Here is a 15,810-nt window from a genome sequence, read left to right as displayed (position 1 = left end):
TTATGCCTGTTTGTCAGGAACGCATGCCCATCCAGATCACGGTTTCGGTCCAGGCGGTGACCACCGGTGTGAGCGCGCGAAACCACGGGTCGCGTGCATCAATCTGCGCAGCCGAATGGTCGTGATGATGTTGTTCTTCTTCGACGATCGAAGCGATGGCGGCCACAGCCTGCGGGTCGATATCGCGCAGTGCGTGCAGTTGATGAGCCAGGTGTTTGAGCACCACGCTTTCAACCGCGACCGTGGTGGCAACGATGGCCTTGCGTCCGCACACGCCAGTCATCAAACCCAGCACCCAACCGCCGAGGCCACACAACCAGTAGCTGCGGCAGCGGCGGTAAGCGCGCCTTTGCAACTCGGCCTGGAACACAGCGCGATGGCGACGTTCGTGCGACAGAAACTCCTGCAGTTCAGCCACCATGCTCGGGGCAAAGAACCGGGCCATGAACAACTGGCCGCTGTAGATACAGATCGCGCCATGCTCTCCGGCATGGTCGACTTTGATCATGCGGTTGCCCAGATCCGGGTCATTCACGATTGACTGCCTTGTGCGTAGTTCCTTGAGGTGGGCGGAGTATCCTGCAACGGCATTCTTATGACCACCCATCGCCTTGAATACATCCAATCGAACCTATTTAGACGTGTTCTACTCCACGTTAATGAACCCTGATGGTGGAGTAAGGATCATGGCTCAGCCATCGATTTTAGTGTTGGAAGACGACGAGATCATTCGCTCGTTGATGGTGGATGTACTGGAAGACTTTGGGGCTGTGGTGACTTCGTTCCCATCGGCAGATGAAGGGATGATTTACCTGGAACGGGGCGATGACCCGGTGGACCTGATTGTCAGCGATATTCAGATGCCGGGGTTGCTCAATGGCTACGACTTGAGCCGAGTGGTGGCGCATCGTTGGCCAACGGTGCCGGTGGTGCTGACGTCCGGTAACGCAAAGTTGGCGGCGCAACTGGGGAGTTCTGTGCGGTTCCTGCCCAAACCCTGGAGCAGCGAACATCTGATCGAGTGCGTGCAAACCGCGCTGACGCAGCAAGGATCACGCATGCATTGATAGCGCTGCGATATCACTTAAACCGAACTTCGTCCCAAGCTCTGCGGTCACTAATGAGGCAAGGAGCGACTTTTCTGATCCGCCGGTCAGCCTGTTCGCCTTGTGCGTTCAGGTGAATGCTTTGAGGTGTGTAGAATCGTCGCCCATTTCACGCGTCATTCATGGCCGAGAGGCCCACAGTTCGAGCTTATTGAATGCATTCACAGGCCACGCCCTCTTTGCTGGAAACGCTGCGCACAGGCACTGCCCTGCTGCACGTAGCGTTGGAAAAGCGCCTGCCGTTTTTCTCCGAGCGCCTGGATACCGAGTGGTACCGGCGTTTGCTCCAAGCGTATTACGGGTTTTATGCGCCAATGGAAGTGGCGTTGTACGACAGTGGTTTGATTCCTGAAGGCTTCGACCCGGTACTGCGTGTGAAAACGCCAACCCTTCTGCACGACCTCAACGCCTTGGGTGTGGATGAGCGCACTGTCCACGCCCTGCCGCGGTGCACCGAACTGCCAACTTTCGATACACCCGACGCCTGCCTCGGTGCCTTGTATGTGCTGGAAGGTGCGACGCTGGGTGGCCAGGTTTTGCGCCGGGAAATGGCCCAACGCCTGGGTGTGAATGCCGATAACGGTGGAGCATTCCTTGATGTATACGGCGCCGAGACCGGTCGGCGCTGGAAAGACTTTCTCGACTACCTGGGCCGCCTGCCGCTGGACACCCCCGCCAAACAGCGCGCGGTGGATGCAGCCCGTTCGACATTCAGCTGCTTTGAGCAATGGCTCGACAGCCAGGAGGTACTGCTATGAAACCCGAAGATTTTGAAGAGCTGCTTGCCAACTGCGCCGACGAGCCCATCCGTTTTCCGGGAGCGATTCAGCCCCACGGCGTGCTGCTGACCTTGTCGGAGCCCGACCTTACGATCATCCAGGCCAGCGCCAACGTCGGCACCTTGTTCGGCCACGCGGCCGAAGCATTGCTAGGCCAACCGCTGCACACACTGGTGGGCACCGAGCCCGCCAAAGCCGTGTTGGAGATGGCGCAGAGCAACACATTCATCGATGCACCGCCGCTGCACGTCACCTTCAACGGTGCACAATTCGAAGGCTTGCTGCATCGCCATCAAAACGTGCTGGTGCTGGAATTCGAACCGCTGCTCAAAGACTTCCGACCACGCGCGCTGAACGGTCGCACCAGTGACCTGGGCAAGATGCTGCAACGCTTGCAGTCGGCGAAAACCCTGCAAGCGCTGTACGAAATCAGCGTGAATGAAATCCAGGCCATGACCGGCTACGACCGCGTGCTGATCTACCGCTTCGAAGACGAAGGCCACGGCCAGGTGATCGCCGAAGCGTCGGCGCCGTCCATGGAACTGTTCAACGGGTTGTTCTTCCCGGCGTCCGACATCCCCGAGCAGGCCCGCGAGCTGTATCGCACCAACTGGCTACGCATCATCCCGAATGCGGCCTACGAGCCAGTGCCACTGCTGCCCAAACTGCGCCCCGACACCGGTCAACCGCTGGATTTGAGCTTTGCCACCCTGCGCAGCGTGTCGCCGATTCACTGCCAGTACATGCAGAACATGGGTGTGTTGTCGTCCATGAGCATTTCGCTGATGAAGGGCGACAAACTCTGGGGCCTGATCAGCTGCGGTAACCGCGAACCGTTGTTGGTACCCAATGACCTGCGCACCGCCTGCCAAACCATCGGCCAGGTGCTGTCGCTGCAGATCAGCGCCATGGAAGCCTTGGAGCTGAATCGCCAGCGCGAAGAAAAAGTCGAAGCCCTGGCACTGCTGGCCGAGGCCATGCAAGCCTCCGAGCAAAACGTGTTCGACGGCCTGGCCCAGCAAGGTCAATTGCTGATGGACCTGACCCTGTCCGGCGGCGTGGCAATCATCGAAGACAAACAACTGCACCGCTACGGCAACTGCCCGGAGCCGGCGCAAATCCGTGCCTTGCACAAGTGGCTGCAGGAAAACGGCGAGCCGGTGTTTTCCAGTCACAACCTGGCCTCGGTGTACCCACCGGCCGTCGACTTCCAGCAGGTGGCCAGTGGCGTGTTGGCCATGAGCTTACCCAAGCCAGTGGATAACGGCGTGCTGTGGTTTCGCCCGGAAGTGAAAGAAAACATCAACTGGAGCGGCGACCCGAAGAAGCCGCTAGACCTGGAAACCTCCGACGCCGGCCTGCGCCTTCGCCCACGTACCTCGTTTGAAATCTGGAAGGTGGAAATGGCCGGCATCTCCACCAAGTGGAGTCATGGTGACCGCTTCGCCGCCAATGACCTGCGCCGTTCAGCGCTGGAAAACGACCTGGCCCGCCAGGTGCTGCGTGAGCAGCAAGCGGTACGTGCGCGTGATGAACTGGTGGCGGTGGTGTCCCACGACTTGCGTAACCCGATGACCGTGATTTCCATGCTGTGCGGCATGATGCAAAAAGCCTTCAGCTCCGATGGCCCACACACCTCGCGGCGGATTTCCTCGGCGATCGACACCATGCAGCAGGCCGCTGGCCGTATGAACGTACTGCTGGAAGACCTGCTCGACACCTCAAAAATCGAGGCCGGGCGTTATGTGGTCAAACCCGTTTCCTTGGACGTGAGCCAGATGTTCGAAGAGGCTTACTCCCTGCTCGCACCGCTGGCGATGGAGAAAGGCATCGATTTGTCCTTCAACACCGAGCCTGGCCTGCAGATCAATGCCGACCCGGAGCGCCTGTTCCAAGTGCTGTCGAACCTGATCGGCAACGCCATCAAGTTCACGCCGCGCCAAGGCAATATCGGCATCAGCGCCATGAGCAATGGCGAGGAGATTGTGTTCTCGGTACGCGATTCCGGCGAGGGTATTACGCCGGAGCAATTGCCACATGTGTTTGATCGCTATTGGACACAGACGGAAAACAACCCAACCGGCAGTGGGCTGGGGCTGTACATCACCCAAGGCATCATCCAGGCGCATGGCGGCAAGATCGTTGCCGAAAGTGAGGTGGGCCGTGGCAGTGAGTTCCGCTTTACGGTGCCCAAGGTGATTGGGGACTCGCACACCTGATCGGGCGCTAGCTGCAGACACAGGGGGCAATACTTGTGCGGCCCCCTGTCATTCCAATGTCGTGGTTCTTAACAAAACACTCACATTCGCTGCGCTAACCTTGCCGGTCCGATACCGCTTGGAACCTAGCCTGCATGCCGCATCCCGACACTCTGCCCACCGTACTCGCCGGCCCGTTACTGCGCCGCTTGGAACCCCAGCGCATGGTGCTCTGGCTGGTAGGCAGCCGCGAACTGACGCTGACGTTAAGACTGAGTGTCGCTGAACAGATGCGGGACATCCGGCTGGACCAGCACCAGTGCCAAATCGTGCCAGTTGGCCGCCAAGCGTTTATCCATTTGATCGACGTGCCACTGGAAGACGCCCTGCCTCAGGACGTGGTCATCTGCTATGACCTGCTGATCGACAACGCCGGCATTGCCGAGTGGGCGCCCCATCTGTTGTACGCCAACGCGCGCACCCCGAACTTCATCCTTCACAGCCGTATCCATCAACTGGTGCATGGCTCTTGCCGAAAACCTCATCACAGTGCCGACGAAGGCCTGCTCTGTGTCGACCGGCTGTTGGCCGACGCCCACACCCCAGCCGAACGCCCGGCCTTGCTGATGATGAGCGGTGACCAGGTGTACGCAGATGATGTCGCCGGGCCGATGCTGCGGGCGATCCACGCATTGATTGCACGCCTGGGCTTGTTCGACGAATACCTGCAAGGTGCCGTGGTAGACGACAGCGCCAGTCTCTACGGCCATCGGGCCAGCTACTATCATCGCGCCGACCTGTTGCCGGCGCTGGACAGCAACGAAACCCTGCGCGAGCGCTTCTTTGGTGGGGTGAAAAAGCCGATTTTCACCAGCAGTACGGCCGACAACCATCTGGTGACGTTCGCCGAGGTACTGGCAATGTACTTGCTGGTCTGGTCGCCCACGCCTTGGACGCTAATCACCCCGCACCCGCCGCAACTGAGCGTCGAAGAACAGGCACGATATGCCCGAGAACAGGTGCAGATCGACCGGTTCCGCGACGGCCTGCCAGGCGTCGCCCGAGTGTTTGCCCACCTGTCTACCTTGATGATCTTCGACGATCACGACATCACCGACGATTGGAACCTCAGCGCCCAATGGGAAGAGACCGCCTACGGCCATCCGTTCTCCAAGCGCATCATCGGCAACGCCTTGCTCGCTTATCTGCTATGCCAAGGTTGGGGTAACCAGCCGGCGGTATTTGGTGATCTGGTGAGCCACACCCAAGCGATTGCCAGTCAGGTCAAGACCAATCACCTGGACGCAGCCGCACAGGATGAACTGGTCGACGCGCTGCTGAAATTCCAGCAATGGCATTACATATTGCCAATCACCCCGGCCCTGGTGGTACTCGACACGCGTACCCGGCGCTGGCGCAGCGAATTCACCCTCGCGCAACCCTCGGGCCTGCTGGACTGGGAAGCCTTGAGCGAACTGCAACAGGATCTGCTTGACCATCCTTGCGCCATCATCGTCTCGCCCGCGCCGGTCTTTGGCGTCAAGCTGATCGAGACGGTGCAGAAGGTGTTCAGTTGGTGTGGCCACCCGTTGCTGGTGGATGCCGAAAACTGGATGGCCCATCGCGGTGCCGCCCAGGTGATCCTGAATATCTTCCGCCATTCACGCACGCCGGGTAACTACGTGATTCTCTCCGGTGACGTGCATTATTCGTTCGTCTACGAAGTGCTGATCCGCCATCGCAACGCCGGCCCCCGGATCTGGCAGATCACCAGCAGCGGCATCAAGAACCAATTCCCCCCGCGCCTGCTGGAGTGGTTCGACCGCCTCAACCGCTGGCTCTATTCCCCTCGCTCGCCCCTCAACTGGTTCACCCGCCGCCGCACCATGCAGGTGGTGCCGCATATTCCTGAACACGCCGAGGCTGGTGAGCGGTTATGGAACTCGGCGGGGATTGGTCAGGTGTTTTTCAACGAGCAGGGTCAACCGGTGGCGATTTACCAACACAACGCAGATGGGAAGGCGCGGACGAAAATGGTAGCACCGAAATAATAGCTCATTGCCACCCACCTAAAGCAGCACTACCGTCCTATTCAAAGCACCCAAGCCACGTTGTACAGTAGCGCCAGCCACGGAGTATCGGCGTCAAATATGAGCAGGCCTAAAGCGCCTGCCACCGGCAAGGAGCAGGCAAATGGACGATATTTCCGGCAATAGCCCGTTGATGGATGATTTTTCCCACCTCAACACGGACATGTTGCACACCATTCTGGAGTTGGTCAGCGACGGGATCTGGGATTGGAACGCCAACACGGGGTTCGTCTACCGCAGCCCGGGGTGGTACGAGATGCTGGGCTATCCGCGCCACTCCCTGGAAAACAACGTGTTTACCTGGGAGAACGTGATCCACCCAGACGACTACCCCCAAGTGATGACGGTGTTTGATGACTACATCACCCGTCGCGCGCCCCACTACCAAATCGAATACCGATGCCGCAAACAAGATGGCAGTTACCTGTGGATCGAAGACCGTGGTTATGTGATTTCGCGCAATGCCGACGGCTCGGTAGCGCGAATGGTCGGTGCGCACCGCGATATCGACCTGCGCAAAAACTCCATTGAGCAACTAGAGCGGCGTAATCAATCCCTGGAGGCCCTGGTCACCGAGCGCACGCGCGAGTTGTCACGGGTCAACCAACAACTGCAATTGCAGTTGGATGAAAACCGCTCCCTGGCAGAACGAGACGCCCTGACCCTGGTCGCCAACCGTTATCGCCTGGAAAAGGTGTTGCTGGAAGAATCCGACCGCGCCCAGCGTTTCCGCCTGCCGCTGGCACTGATCGCGGTGGATATCGATGACTTCAAGCCGATCAACGACCTTCACGGTCACAGCGTGGGCGACCAGACCCTGGTGCGGGTGGTGGAGTGCCTGGAAAACTGCGTGCGCGAAGGCGATCTTCTGGCTCGCTGGGGCGGGGATGAGTTCATGGTGATCCTGCCGGAAAGCTCACTGGAAACGGCGAAGGCCGTGGCCGAGAGCGTGCGCCAGAAACTCAAGGACATGCCACTGGGAGGGGCTTTGAACGTGACCCTGAGCCTGGGTGTGGCCGAGCGCCAATTGGGTGAATCCCCCGCTGCCTTGATGGCGCGCGCCGATCAAGCGTTGTATCGCGCCAAGGCGGCGGGGAAGGATGGGGTTTCAGAATAAGTGCGGGGCTACCGGACCGGTGGCGCGTACTGGATACCGCCGTTGTTCCACAGCGCATTGAGCCCGCGCTTGATCTTCAAAACGCTGCCTTGGCCGATATTGCGCTCGAACACTTCGCCATAGTTGCCCACCTGCTTGACGATCTGCACCACCCAGTCCTTGCGCAGTTTCAGGTCCTTGCCGTACTCGCCGTCGGCGCCCAGCAGTCGCGCAACGTCAGGGTTGGTGGTGGTCTTGGCCTGCTCTTCGACGTTCTGCGAGGTGATGCCCATTTCCTCGGCATTAAGCATGGCGAACAGGGTCCATTTGACGATGCTGAACCACTCGTCATCGCCTTTGCGCACCAGCGGTCCCAAGGGTTCCTTGGAGATCACTTCCGGCAACACCACGAACTCGTCCGGGTGGGCCATTTTGATGCGCTGTGCGTACAGTCCCGACTGGTCGGTGGTCAGCACATCGCAGCGCCCGGACTCCAAGCCTTTGGCGCTTTCGTCGGCAGTGTCGAAGGTAATCGGCGTGTACTTCATGCCGTTGGTACGAAAGTAATCGGAAACGTTGAGTTCAGTGGTGGTGCCGGCCTGGATGCACACGGTCGCACCGTCCAGTTGCTTGGCGCCGGTCACCCCCAGCTTGTTGTTCACCAGGAAGCCAATGCCGTCGTAATAGGTCACGCCGGTGAACACCAGGCCCATGCCCGAGTCACGGGAACTGGTCCAGGTGGTGTTGCGTGAGATCACGTCAACCTCACCCGACTGCAACGCAGTGAAACGCTCCTTGGCAGTCAACTGGCTGAACTTCACTTTCGACGCGTCGCCGAACACGGCGGCGGCCACCGCATGGCACACATCCACATCGATGCCGGTCATCTTGCCTTTGCTGTCCGGTACACCAAAGCCTGGCAACCCATCACTGACGCCACACTGGATAAAACCCTTTTTCTGAATCGCATCCAGCGTCGCGCCCGCGTGCGCGGTGCCGGCCAAGCCCAAGACGGCGGTGGCGCTGAGTGCGGCCAAGGTGGTTTTCAATCGGTTCATGCAAGGCGCTCCCTGTCATTCCTTATTATTCGGCGCTGCACAGCCCGCGCCGGTTTATAGTGCTGCCCGGCAGTATCCACGGCTTTACCGCACTGCCACAAACGACCTTTAGGCAATGGCTCCTTCCGATTTGGAATGAACTGCATGATTTCAAAACGCTTGACCCCTTCGATGACCGCCCTGCAATGCTTCGAAGCCGCCGCCCGCCACTTGAGTTTCACCCGCGCCGCCGAAGAGCTGCACCTGACCCAAAGCGCGGTGAGCAAACAGGTGGCGCAGTTGGAAGAGATGCTGTGCCACAACCTGTTCGAACGGGTGCGCCAGCGCTTGTACCTGTCGCCGGCGGGCTCGCTGTACCTCACGGAGGTGCACAAGATCCTCACCCAAGTGGACATCTCCAGCCGCTACATCCTCACTTACGGTGGCGAGACCGAAGTGCTGCGCATCGCCACCCAGCCGACCTTCGGTGATCGCTGGCTAGTGCCCAAGCTCAAGGATTTTGCGGCCCTGCACCCGAACATCCACCTGGATGTGCGCAACGAACTGGAACCGTTCGATGTGCTGCAGGCCAAGGCCGACATCGCGTTTTTCTTTGGCCAGGGCTCATGGCCGGGGGCGACGTGCATCGAGCTGTTTCGCGAGGCCGTGGTGCCGGTATGTGCACCAGGCTTTGTCGCCGAGGGCAGCGATGCCTCCTCCCGCCACACGTTGCTGCAATGCACCTCGCGCCCTGAGGCCTGGCACGAATGGTTCCTGGAACAGGGCCTGCACTCGCAGAACAGCTACCACGGGCCGCGTTTCGACACGTTCTACATGTGTATCCGCGCGGCGCAATCGAGTTATGGCGTGGCGTTGGTCCCGCAGTATTTGGTAGCTGAAGAACTGGCCAACGGCAGTCTGATGATTCCGTGGGATTACACGATGCCCAGCGACGGCGCGCACTTTATCGCCCATGCCGAGCATGCCGGCGAGATCCCCAAAGTGAAGGCCTTCCTGAACTGGATGACTGACTATCTGGGCGCACATCCCGACTTTTAATAATGACCCGGCGACTTTATTTCGTTTGCGACAGGGCCCGGCACACGGCTTAGATAAAAAGACGCCCGTCACTGCCGAGTCCAGGATTCATGAGCCACGAAACCATCAGCCAATCGATTTCCATCGTTCACCCCATCAGCCTCAGCCACGGTAAAAACGCCGAGGTCTGGGACACCACGGGCAAACGCTACATCGATTTTGTCGGCGGCATCGGCGTGCTCAACCTTGGGCATTGCCACCAAGGTGTAGTCGAGGCGATTCGCGATCAAGCCACCAAGCTCACCCACTACGCCTTCAACGCCGCCCCCCACGCGCCGTACATCGAACTGATGGAGCGCCTGAGCGCGTTCATCCCGGTGACCTACCCGGTCAGTGGCATGCTCACCAACAGCGGCGCGGAAGCGGCGGAAAACGCCTTGAAAATCGTGCGCGGCGCCACGGGCCGCACCGCCGTGATCGCCTTCGACGGCGCGTTCCACGGCCGTACCCTGGCCACCCTGAACCTCAACGGCAAGGTTGCGCCCTACAAGCAAAAGGTTGGTGTACTGCCGGGGCCGGTGTATCACCTGCCCTACCCCAGCGCCGATAACGGCGTGACCTGTGCCGAAGCGTTGAAAGCCATGGACCGCCTGTTCAGCGTGGAAATCGACGTTGAGGACGTGGCCTGTTTCATCATCGAACCGGTGCAGGGCGAAGGTGGTTTCCTGGCCCTGGATATCGAGTTCGCAAAGGCACTACGGCGTTTGTGCGACGAAAAAAACATCCTGTTGATTGCCGACGAAATTCAATCAGGCTTCGGCCGTACCGGCCAACGCTTTGCCTTCTCACGCCTGGGCATTGAGCCGGACTTGATCCTGTTGGGCAAAAGCATCGCCGGTGGCGTGCCGCTGGGTGCGGTGGTCGGGCGTAAGGCACTGCTCGACAACCTGCCCAAAGGCGGCCTGGGCGGCACGTACTCCGGCAATCCCATCGCCTGCGCGGCGGCATTGGCCACCCTGGACGCGATGACCGATGAGCATTTGAAATCCTGGGGTTCGCAGCAGGAGGAAGCCATCGTCAGCCGGTATCAAGCCTGGCGCACCCAAGGGCTTTCCCCCTACCTCGGCCGTCTTACGGGTGTCGGAGCCATGCGCGGCATCGAGTTGGCGAATGCCGACGGCACACCGGCAGCCAAGCAACTGACCCAACTGCTAAGCCTGGCAAGGGACGCAGGCTTGCTGCTGATGCCCAGCGGCAAGTCGCGCCATATCATCCGCCTGCTGGCACCGCTGACCATCGAGCCGGCGGTGCTGGAGGAAGGCCTCGATATTCTCGAAACCTGCCTCAAACAGCTGAGCTAGTAACGCGCATCCACGGGTTTACCGCCGTTCGGCCAGTCCTTGACCTTGTCGGGGAAGTCCGGGCGCGGTTGGCCCGAGAAATACGCCGCCACGTCCACCGCTTCCTGGTCGGACAAACCGCCCTGGCCCAACGGGAATTTCTCGTGAAAGCCAATCGGCATATTGCGTTTGACGAACGCCGCCGCCGTATACGTGCGGGCCATGCCGGCACCGATATTGAACGACTGCTCGCCCCACAGCGGCGGGTAGATCAGCTCGCCGTCTGCCCGCGCAAGGCCCTGGCCATTGTCGCCATGGCACACCGCGCATTGTTTGGCGTAGACCTGCTTGCCATTGGCCAGGTCCGGCTTGATCGCCGGGTCGACCTTGCCCACGCCACGTCCGGCGACCTTGTCTTCGGGGCGGGTGTTGTTTTTCATCCAGTCGAAGTACGCGACCATTGCCTGCATGTCCGCTGACTGCGGTGGCAGCGGCGTTCCATTCATCGAGCGACGGAAGCAGCCGTTGATGCGTTCCTCCAATGTCACCACCTTGCCCGCACGCGGCGCATAGCTGGGGAAGAACGCCGAGACGCCCACGAACGGCGAGCCGTCCGCCACGGTGCCAGCGTTGAGATGGCAACTGGTGCAGTTAAGCGCGTTGCCGACGTTGTCGGGCAGCAGTGCCTTGGTCTGCAAGTGAAGGCGCATACCGCGAACCACTTGCTCGGCATTCGGTGCGGCGAGCAGATCCGCCAGGCGCGGGGTTTCAAAGGCTGATGAATCGGTGGTGGACGGGTTGAGCTGGTCGCGCAGCTTTTTTACCTGGGCTGCGCTGATGAGCGTGCCTTCATTGCCCCAGCGTGTGCGCACGAAGCTGAGGATTTCAGCGATTTCCTGATCTTGCAGCCGGGCGAAACCGGGCATGGTGTAGACCCGTGGGTGAGCGGCCGTTTGTGCGGTTTCCCAGCCGGTAAGGGTGATGTGCAGCAGCGACGTCGGGTTGCTGGAAACAATGCCTGGGTTTCCGGCCAGCGGCGGAAACAGACCCTTTACGCCAGCGCCGTCACTGCGGTGACAGTCGCTGCAAAACTGCATGTAACCCAGGCCGCCACGGCTGGTGAACAAATCGGCAGGCGGCGCGGCGGGTGCATGGGCCACGGAGGGCATCGGCAAATCGTCTTTACCCGGCGGCAGGGACTTGAGGTAACTGGCGATGGCCGTGAGGTCGTAGTCACTGAAATGCTGAGTGCTGTGGTGAATCACATCGGCCATGTTGCCGGCCACCGTGGCAAAGCGGTTTTGCCCGGTCTTGAGCAGTTGCACAGTGTCTTCCACCGTCCACAGGTTGCGCAGGCTCAGGGCACGCCAGTGCTCAACGGTTTCCCCGGCCAGGTAATGCTGGCCACTGCGGCCTTCATCACTCATGGCTTTTTCCTGGAAGGCGAGGCCCCGTGGTGTATGGCAGGAACCGCAATGGCCGAGGCCCTGGACCAAGTAGGCGCCACGGTTAAGTTGTTCGTCACGGGCCGGGTCTGGTTTGAAGGGTTGCTTATCGAGGAAGGCAAAGTTCCACAACGCCAGGCCCCAACGCTGGTTGAAGGGGAAGCCCATGTCGGCGTCGAGGTTAGCCTTTTGCACCGGCTCTACCCCTTGCATCAGGTAGGCATACAACGCGCGCATATCCGCTTCGCTCATCTTGGCGTAGGACGGATACGGCATCGCCGGGTACAGGTTCATACCACTCGGCGTCACCCCTTCGCGCATGACCCGGTCGAATTGTTCAAAGCTGTAGTTGCCGATGCCGGTGCCACGGTCCGGTGTGATGTTGCTCGAAAAGATCGTGCCCATCGGCGTGCTCAGTTCCAGCCCGCCGGCCATCACCTCTCCTTGCTTGGCGGTGTGACAGGCAATGCAGTCGCCCAACTGCGCGACGTACTTGCCGTGTTCAATCAGTGAGGTGTCGGGGGAATTGGCGTGCAGGGGTAGCGCCAGACACTGCGTCGCCCCCAGCAAGGCCAAGCGTGCAAGAGAAAGCACCATCGCATTAATCCTTTAATCACCTAGCGTGGGGTGGTCCCCTCGGCGCAGGTCGGTGGTTGTTTTTATGGGTTCATCAGGCCTGGGTGTTGTAACGGATTTTTCGGCGAGTGGTTTTGATGTGGGTCAGGGGCAAATCGAAGTACAGCGTCGTAACCACAACCGTTGATAAGATGCTTCTTGAAGATATGTACGTATTTCTGTACGTTCCCTCTATCGAATCAGGAGCCCCACCATGGAAACCATCAACTACACAAATGCTCGTGCTCATCTGTCCGAAACGATGGACCGAGTTAACGAAGACCACATCCCTATCCTGCTGACCCGACAGAAAGGTGAGCCGGTGGTGATGATCTCGTTATCCGAGTTCAATGCGCTGGAAGAGACGGCCTATTTGCTGCGCTCGCCTAAAAACGCAGAGCGCCTGATCAACTCAATCAACAGCCTGCGAGGCGGTAAAGCCAAACCAAGGCGGTTGATTGAAGAATGAAAATACTCTTTACCCCTGAAGGCTGGGACGACTATCTCTGGTTTCAACAGAACGATAAGGCAGGGCTCAAACGCATCAACCTCCTGATCAAGGCAATCCAACGAGACCCGTTCGACGGTGTTGGAAAACCCGAGCCCCTCAAACACAACCTCAGTGGTTTTTGGTCCCGGAGGATCACTTCAGAGCATCGTTTGGTCTATGGAATAGAAGACGATGAGGTTCAGATACTTATGTGCCGCTATCACTACTGACCACCTAATGCGCCTTACCTGAAAATAGCCCTGTATTTCTGCAAGGAAGCGTTCAATGCTCGACATCCTCCAAGGCACGCCCCTGTGGGTCTACGCCGTCTATCTGTGGATTTGCTACTACGGTATCAAGGCCTGCCTGGGGGGGCGCGAGAACCGCCGCTCGTTGATGATCCTGCCGGTGGTGCTGATGGTGTGGTCACTGATGTCGCTGGTGCCTTCCCTGCTGTCGAGCAGCGCCTGGGTCGGCGGCGCACTGGCCGGCAGCGTGGTGGGGATCTTGCTGTTCAACGCCAAGGGAGCCCAGCTCGACGCCAATGGCGAAACCCTGGTGCTGCCGGGCACTTGGAAGACCCTGCTGATCTCACAGCTGTTCTTCGCGGTGAAGTATTACTTCGGCTTTCAGCAAGCCGTGCATCCTTTGCTGTTAAGCACGCCATCGATGTTGATGGCCATCGGCGCGGTCTCGGGGTTTACCGTAGGTCTGTTTTGCGGTCGCGCAGTCCGGCTGCAGCGCGCGCTGAATGCCTTGCGTCGCGATAAGGGCATTGTGCTGCCTTGACCTGATCCCCCTCCCCCCTGAAAATGCCCGACGCTTTTTTGTCCCCGTTTACTGAAGTGAAATTTCAATGTCCGATTCCCACCACGAAGAATCCGTAGTCGCCTTGCACTCCAAAGCTGAATACGAAAACGCCATCAATCTTTCACAGCATCTGCCAGCGGCCAAGATCATCAGCGAGATGGTGCTGGACGCGTTCCACACCTCCAAGGAAAGCGACCAGATCCGCGAACTGCGCGTCGCCATTCGCCAGGCCCACGACGCCTTTGACGACGACAAAGCCTACGACCTGATGGGCCAGCTCAAGCAACTCAAAGACGCCGAGGCCGCTGACAGCGCCGCACTGGAAGACCTGAGCAGCAAATTCTCTATCAGCCGTATCCTGTCCAGCTTCAAGGACGACCCTGAGTTCCAGGAACTGGTCTACGGCCTGGCCCTGAAGGTGCTGAACCAAAGCCACCAGGCTATCAGCAACCCAAGCTCGGGCAAGAGCAAGGCCGCACGCCCCAAGAAAGAAGCCGAAGTGTTTGTGATCAGCAAGGACGGCATCAGTGTCACCCTGCCGCTGCGCACGCCGCGTTCCAAGCTGAACGTTGACCGCGAGGCATTTGAGTTCCTCGGTTTCGCCTTTGTGGGTGAAGGCGATGAGGCCGAGCTGGAAGTGGAAAGCTTTGTGGATAACTCGGGCACCGAACAGCCGTTGAGCCGCAAGAGTGTGATCACTGCACTGCAGCAGCAGAGCGCGTTCGAGGGGTACAGCATCGTTCAGCAGTAACCTGGATCCCGCCCCAAAAAAAGCCCCGCTCTTCTCTCGAAGGCGGGGCTTTTTCACAGCTGCGACACTCAGTGAGCGTAGGTCAGCAACAGCTCTTTCGGCACTTGGAAATCCAGGGACATCATCACGCTGAGCGCGGTGATGGTGAAGATCGAGAACACGAACAGCTTGCGCGCCCAGACGGTGTCATCCACCGCCTTGTAGCCGGTCCAGGCCATGTACAACCAGTACATGCCCATGGCGGCAGCGACGGCGAGGTAGCTCATGCCGGCGTAGCCACTGAAGGTCAACATCAAGGTCGCCACGAGGAAGGCCAGGATGTACAGCAGGATGTGTTTCTTGGCCACCTGGATGCCACGCTTGACCGGCAGAACCGGAATCGAAGCAGCCAGGTAGTCATTGAAGCGAAAGATCGCAATGGCGTAGGAATGCGGCATCTGCCACAGGCTGAACATCACCAGTAGCGTCAGCGCGGCCATGTCGAAGCTATTGGTTACAGCCACATAACCAATCACCGGCGGCATCGCCCCCGACAGACTGCCCACCAGCGTGCCGTGAACCGACTTGCGCTTGAGGTACAGGCTGTAGAGACCGACGTAGATGACAAATCCGATCACGGCAAACAGCGCCGCCAGCGGGTTGGCCACTTTGTACAACAACGCCACACCGGCAACACCGAGGACGGTCGCGTAGACCAGTGCCAGTTTCAGGGAGATAAGGCCCTGGACCAGCACGCGGTTCTTGGTGCGCTCCATCTTGATATCGATGTCACGGTCGATGCAGTTGTTGAACACACATCCGGAAGCTACCACCAGGGACGTGCCGATCATCGCAGCCAGGAAGATGGCCAGATCGACATGCCCCTTGGAGGCCAGGAAGAAGCCGCCTGCCACAGAAAGCACGTTACCGAAAATGATCCCCGGTTTGGTGATTTGGATAAAGTGCTTAAGCGACATCGGGTCTTACCTCACTTCGCCATCATGAACGTATGGATGCTGAACATGATCCATATCGA

At 59.4% G+C, this 15,810-nt stretch carries 15 protein-coding genes; 11 read left to right on the top strand and 4 right to left on the bottom strand.

The window, feature by feature from the left end:
• Positions 1 to 13: 13 nt before the first annotated feature.
• Entirely contained in the window at positions 14 to 535 is a 522-nt protein-coding gene (locus CFE47_RS29570) for a demethoxyubiquinone hydroxylase family protein (protein ID WP_286842526.1), read from the bottom strand.
• 151 nt (positions 536 to 686) lie between these two features.
• On the opposite strand from CFE47_RS29570, the gene CFE47_RS29565 reads away from it, so the two are divergent.
• The 5 genes from CFE47_RS29565 to CFE47_RS29545 all read left to right on the top strand — a co-directional run bounded on the left by CFE47_RS29565 (position 687) and on the right by CFE47_RS29545 (position 7,290).
• Entirely contained in the window at positions 687 to 1,067 is a 381-nt protein-coding gene (locus CFE47_RS29565; RefSeq protein WP_185710334.1) for a response regulator, read from the top strand.
• A gap of 194 nt (positions 1,068 to 1,261) precedes the next feature.
• A complete protein-coding gene (locus CFE47_RS29560) occupies positions 1,262 to 1,864 on the top strand; it encodes a biliverdin-producing heme oxygenase (RefSeq protein ID WP_286842523.1) in 603 nt (200 codons plus the stop codon).
• Positions 1,861 to 4,104, top strand: a complete 2,244-nt coding sequence (locus tag CFE47_RS29555; RefSeq protein ID WP_286842521.1) for an ATP-binding protein — start codon at positions 1,861 to 1,863, stop codon at positions 4,102 to 4,104. Before CFE47_RS29560 ends, CFE47_RS29555 begins: the two co-directional genes overlap by 4 nt.
• 134 nt (positions 4,105 to 4,238) lie before the next feature.
• Entirely contained in the window at positions 4,239 to 6,134 is a 1,896-nt protein-coding gene (locus CFE47_RS29550) for an alkaline phosphatase D family protein (protein WP_286842519.1), read from the top strand.
• A gap of 142 nt (positions 6,135 to 6,276) precedes the next feature.
• Positions 6,277 to 7,290: a sensor domain-containing diguanylate cyclase gene (locus tag CFE47_RS29545; protein ID WP_286842517.1), complete on the top strand. Its 1,014-nt coding sequence runs from the start codon at positions 6,277 to 6,279 to the stop codon at positions 7,288 to 7,290.
• Between the two features lie 8 nt (positions 7,291 to 7,298).
• Here CFE47_RS29545 and CFE47_RS29540 read toward each other — a convergent pair whose 3' ends face one another.
• Positions 7,299 to 8,327, bottom strand: coding sequence for an amino acid ABC transporter substrate-binding protein (locus CFE47_RS29540; protein ID WP_286842515.1), 1,029 nt, complete (start codon positions 8,325 to 8,327; stop codon positions 7,299 to 7,301).
• A gap of 144 nt (positions 8,328 to 8,471) precedes the next feature.
• On the opposite strand from CFE47_RS29540, the gene CFE47_RS29535 reads away from it, so the two are divergent.
• Positions 8,472 to 9,365, top strand: a complete 894-nt coding sequence (locus tag CFE47_RS29535) for a LysR substrate-binding domain-containing protein (RefSeq protein ID WP_286842513.1) — start codon at positions 8,472 to 8,474, stop codon at positions 9,363 to 9,365.
• A gap of 89 nt (positions 9,366 to 9,454) precedes the next feature.
• Entirely contained in the window at positions 9,455 to 10,705 is a 1,251-nt protein-coding gene (locus tag CFE47_RS29530; RefSeq protein WP_286842511.1) for a 2-aminoadipate transaminase, read from the top strand.
• Here the strand turns inward: CFE47_RS29530 and CFE47_RS29525 are convergent.
• A complete protein-coding gene (locus CFE47_RS29525; RefSeq protein WP_286842508.1) occupies positions 10,702 to 12,726 on the bottom strand; it encodes a c-type cytochrome in 2,025 nt (674 codons plus the stop codon). The two genes, CFE47_RS29530 and CFE47_RS29525, sit on opposite strands and share 4 nt — an antisense overlap.
• 232 nt (positions 12,727 to 12,958) lie before the next feature.
• On the opposite strand from CFE47_RS29525, the gene CFE47_RS29520 reads away from it, so the two are divergent.
• The 4 genes from CFE47_RS29520 (at position 12,959) to CFE47_RS29505 (ending at position 14,795) form a co-directional block, all read left to right on the top strand.
• Positions 12,959 to 13,213 (top strand): type II toxin-antitoxin system prevent-host-death family antitoxin, encoded by a 255-nt coding sequence (locus CFE47_RS29520; protein ID WP_286842505.1) that lies wholly within the window; start codon positions 12,959 to 12,961, stop codon positions 13,211 to 13,213.
• On the top strand, positions 13,210 to 13,464 hold the full coding sequence (locus CFE47_RS29515) for a Txe/YoeB family addiction module toxin (RefSeq protein ID WP_185710344.1): 255 nt from the start codon (positions 13,210 to 13,212) through the stop codon (positions 13,462 to 13,464). Before CFE47_RS29520 ends, CFE47_RS29515 begins: the two co-directional genes overlap by 4 nt.
• A gap of 55 nt (positions 13,465 to 13,519) precedes the next feature.
• Complete coding sequence (locus CFE47_RS29510; RefSeq protein WP_286842502.1) at positions 13,520 to 14,023, top strand: DUF6622 family protein; 504 nt, start codon at positions 13,520 to 13,522, stop codon at positions 14,021 to 14,023.
• A gap of 67 nt (positions 14,024 to 14,090) precedes the next feature.
• A complete protein-coding gene (locus CFE47_RS29505; protein WP_286842500.1) occupies positions 14,091 to 14,795 on the top strand; it encodes a hypothetical protein in 705 nt (234 codons plus the stop codon).
• A gap of 68 nt (positions 14,796 to 14,863) precedes the next feature.
• Here CFE47_RS29505 and cyoE read toward each other — a convergent pair whose 3' ends face one another.
• Entirely contained in the window at positions 14,864 to 15,751 is an 888-nt protein-coding gene (gene cyoE / locus CFE47_RS29500) for a heme o synthase (RefSeq protein WP_034100500.1), read from the bottom strand.
• Positions 15,752 to 15,810 lie beyond the last annotated feature (59 nt).

Origin of the sequence: Pseudomonas sp. PGPPP1 (genome assembly GCF_002255865.1) — a bacterium.
In the GTDB taxonomy this organism is placed as follows: Bacteria; Pseudomonadota; Gammaproteobacteria; order Pseudomonadales; family Pseudomonadaceae; genus Aquipseudomonas; species Aquipseudomonas cremoris.
Note: the sequence above shows the minus strand (reverse complement) of the source record. Positions and strands in the feature narration are given on the sequence as shown.

Bases quoted from the DNA above. Each gene is read 5' to 3' on its own strand.
- CFE47_RS29540 (WP_286842515.1), bottom strand. From the start codon at position 8,327: ATGAACCGATTGAAAACCACCTTGGCCGCACTCAGCGCCACCGCCGTC.
- CFE47_RS29560 (WP_286842523.1), top strand. From the start codon at position 1,262: ATGCATTCACAGGCCACGCCCTCTTTGCTGGAAACGCTGCGCACAGGC.
- CFE47_RS29555 (WP_286842521.1), top strand. From the start codon at position 1,861: ATGAAACCCGAAGATTTTGAAGAGCTGCTTGCCAACTGCGCCGACGAG.
- CFE47_RS29515 (WP_185710344.1), top strand. From the start codon at position 13,210: ATGAAAATACTCTTTACCCCTGAAGGCTGGGACGACTATCTCTGGTTT.
- CFE47_RS29525 (WP_286842508.1), bottom strand. From the start codon at position 12,726: ATGGTGCTTTCTCTTGCACGCTTGGCCTTGCTGGGGGCGACGCAGTGT.
- CFE47_RS29550 (WP_286842519.1), top strand. From the start codon at position 4,239: ATGCCGCATCCCGACACTCTGCCCACCGTACTCGCCGGCCCGTTACTG.
- CFE47_RS29565 (WP_185710334.1), top strand. From the start codon at position 687: ATGGCTCAGCCATCGATTTTAGTGTTGGAAGACGACGAGATCATTCGC.
- CFE47_RS29545 (WP_286842517.1), top strand. From the start codon at position 6,277: ATGGACGATATTTCCGGCAATAGCCCGTTGATGGATGATTTTTCCCAC.
- CFE47_RS29510 (WP_286842502.1), top strand. From the start codon at position 13,520: ATGCTCGACATCCTCCAAGGCACGCCCCTGTGGGTCTACGCCGTCTAT.
- CFE47_RS29535 (WP_286842513.1), top strand. From the start codon at position 8,472: ATGATTTCAAAACGCTTGACCCCTTCGATGACCGCCCTGCAATGCTTC.
- cyoE (WP_034100500.1), bottom strand. From the start codon at position 15,751: ATGTCGCTTAAGCACTTTATCCAAATCACCAAACCGGGGATCATTTTC.
- CFE47_RS29520 (WP_286842505.1), top strand. From the start codon at position 12,959: ATGGAAACCATCAACTACACAAATGCTCGTGCTCATCTGTCCGAAACG.
- CFE47_RS29505 (WP_286842500.1), top strand. From the start codon at position 14,091: ATGTCCGATTCCCACCACGAAGAATCCGTAGTCGCCTTGCACTCCAAA.
- CFE47_RS29530 (WP_286842511.1), top strand. From the start codon at position 9,455: ATGAGCCACGAAACCATCAGCCAATCGATTTCCATCGTTCACCCCATC.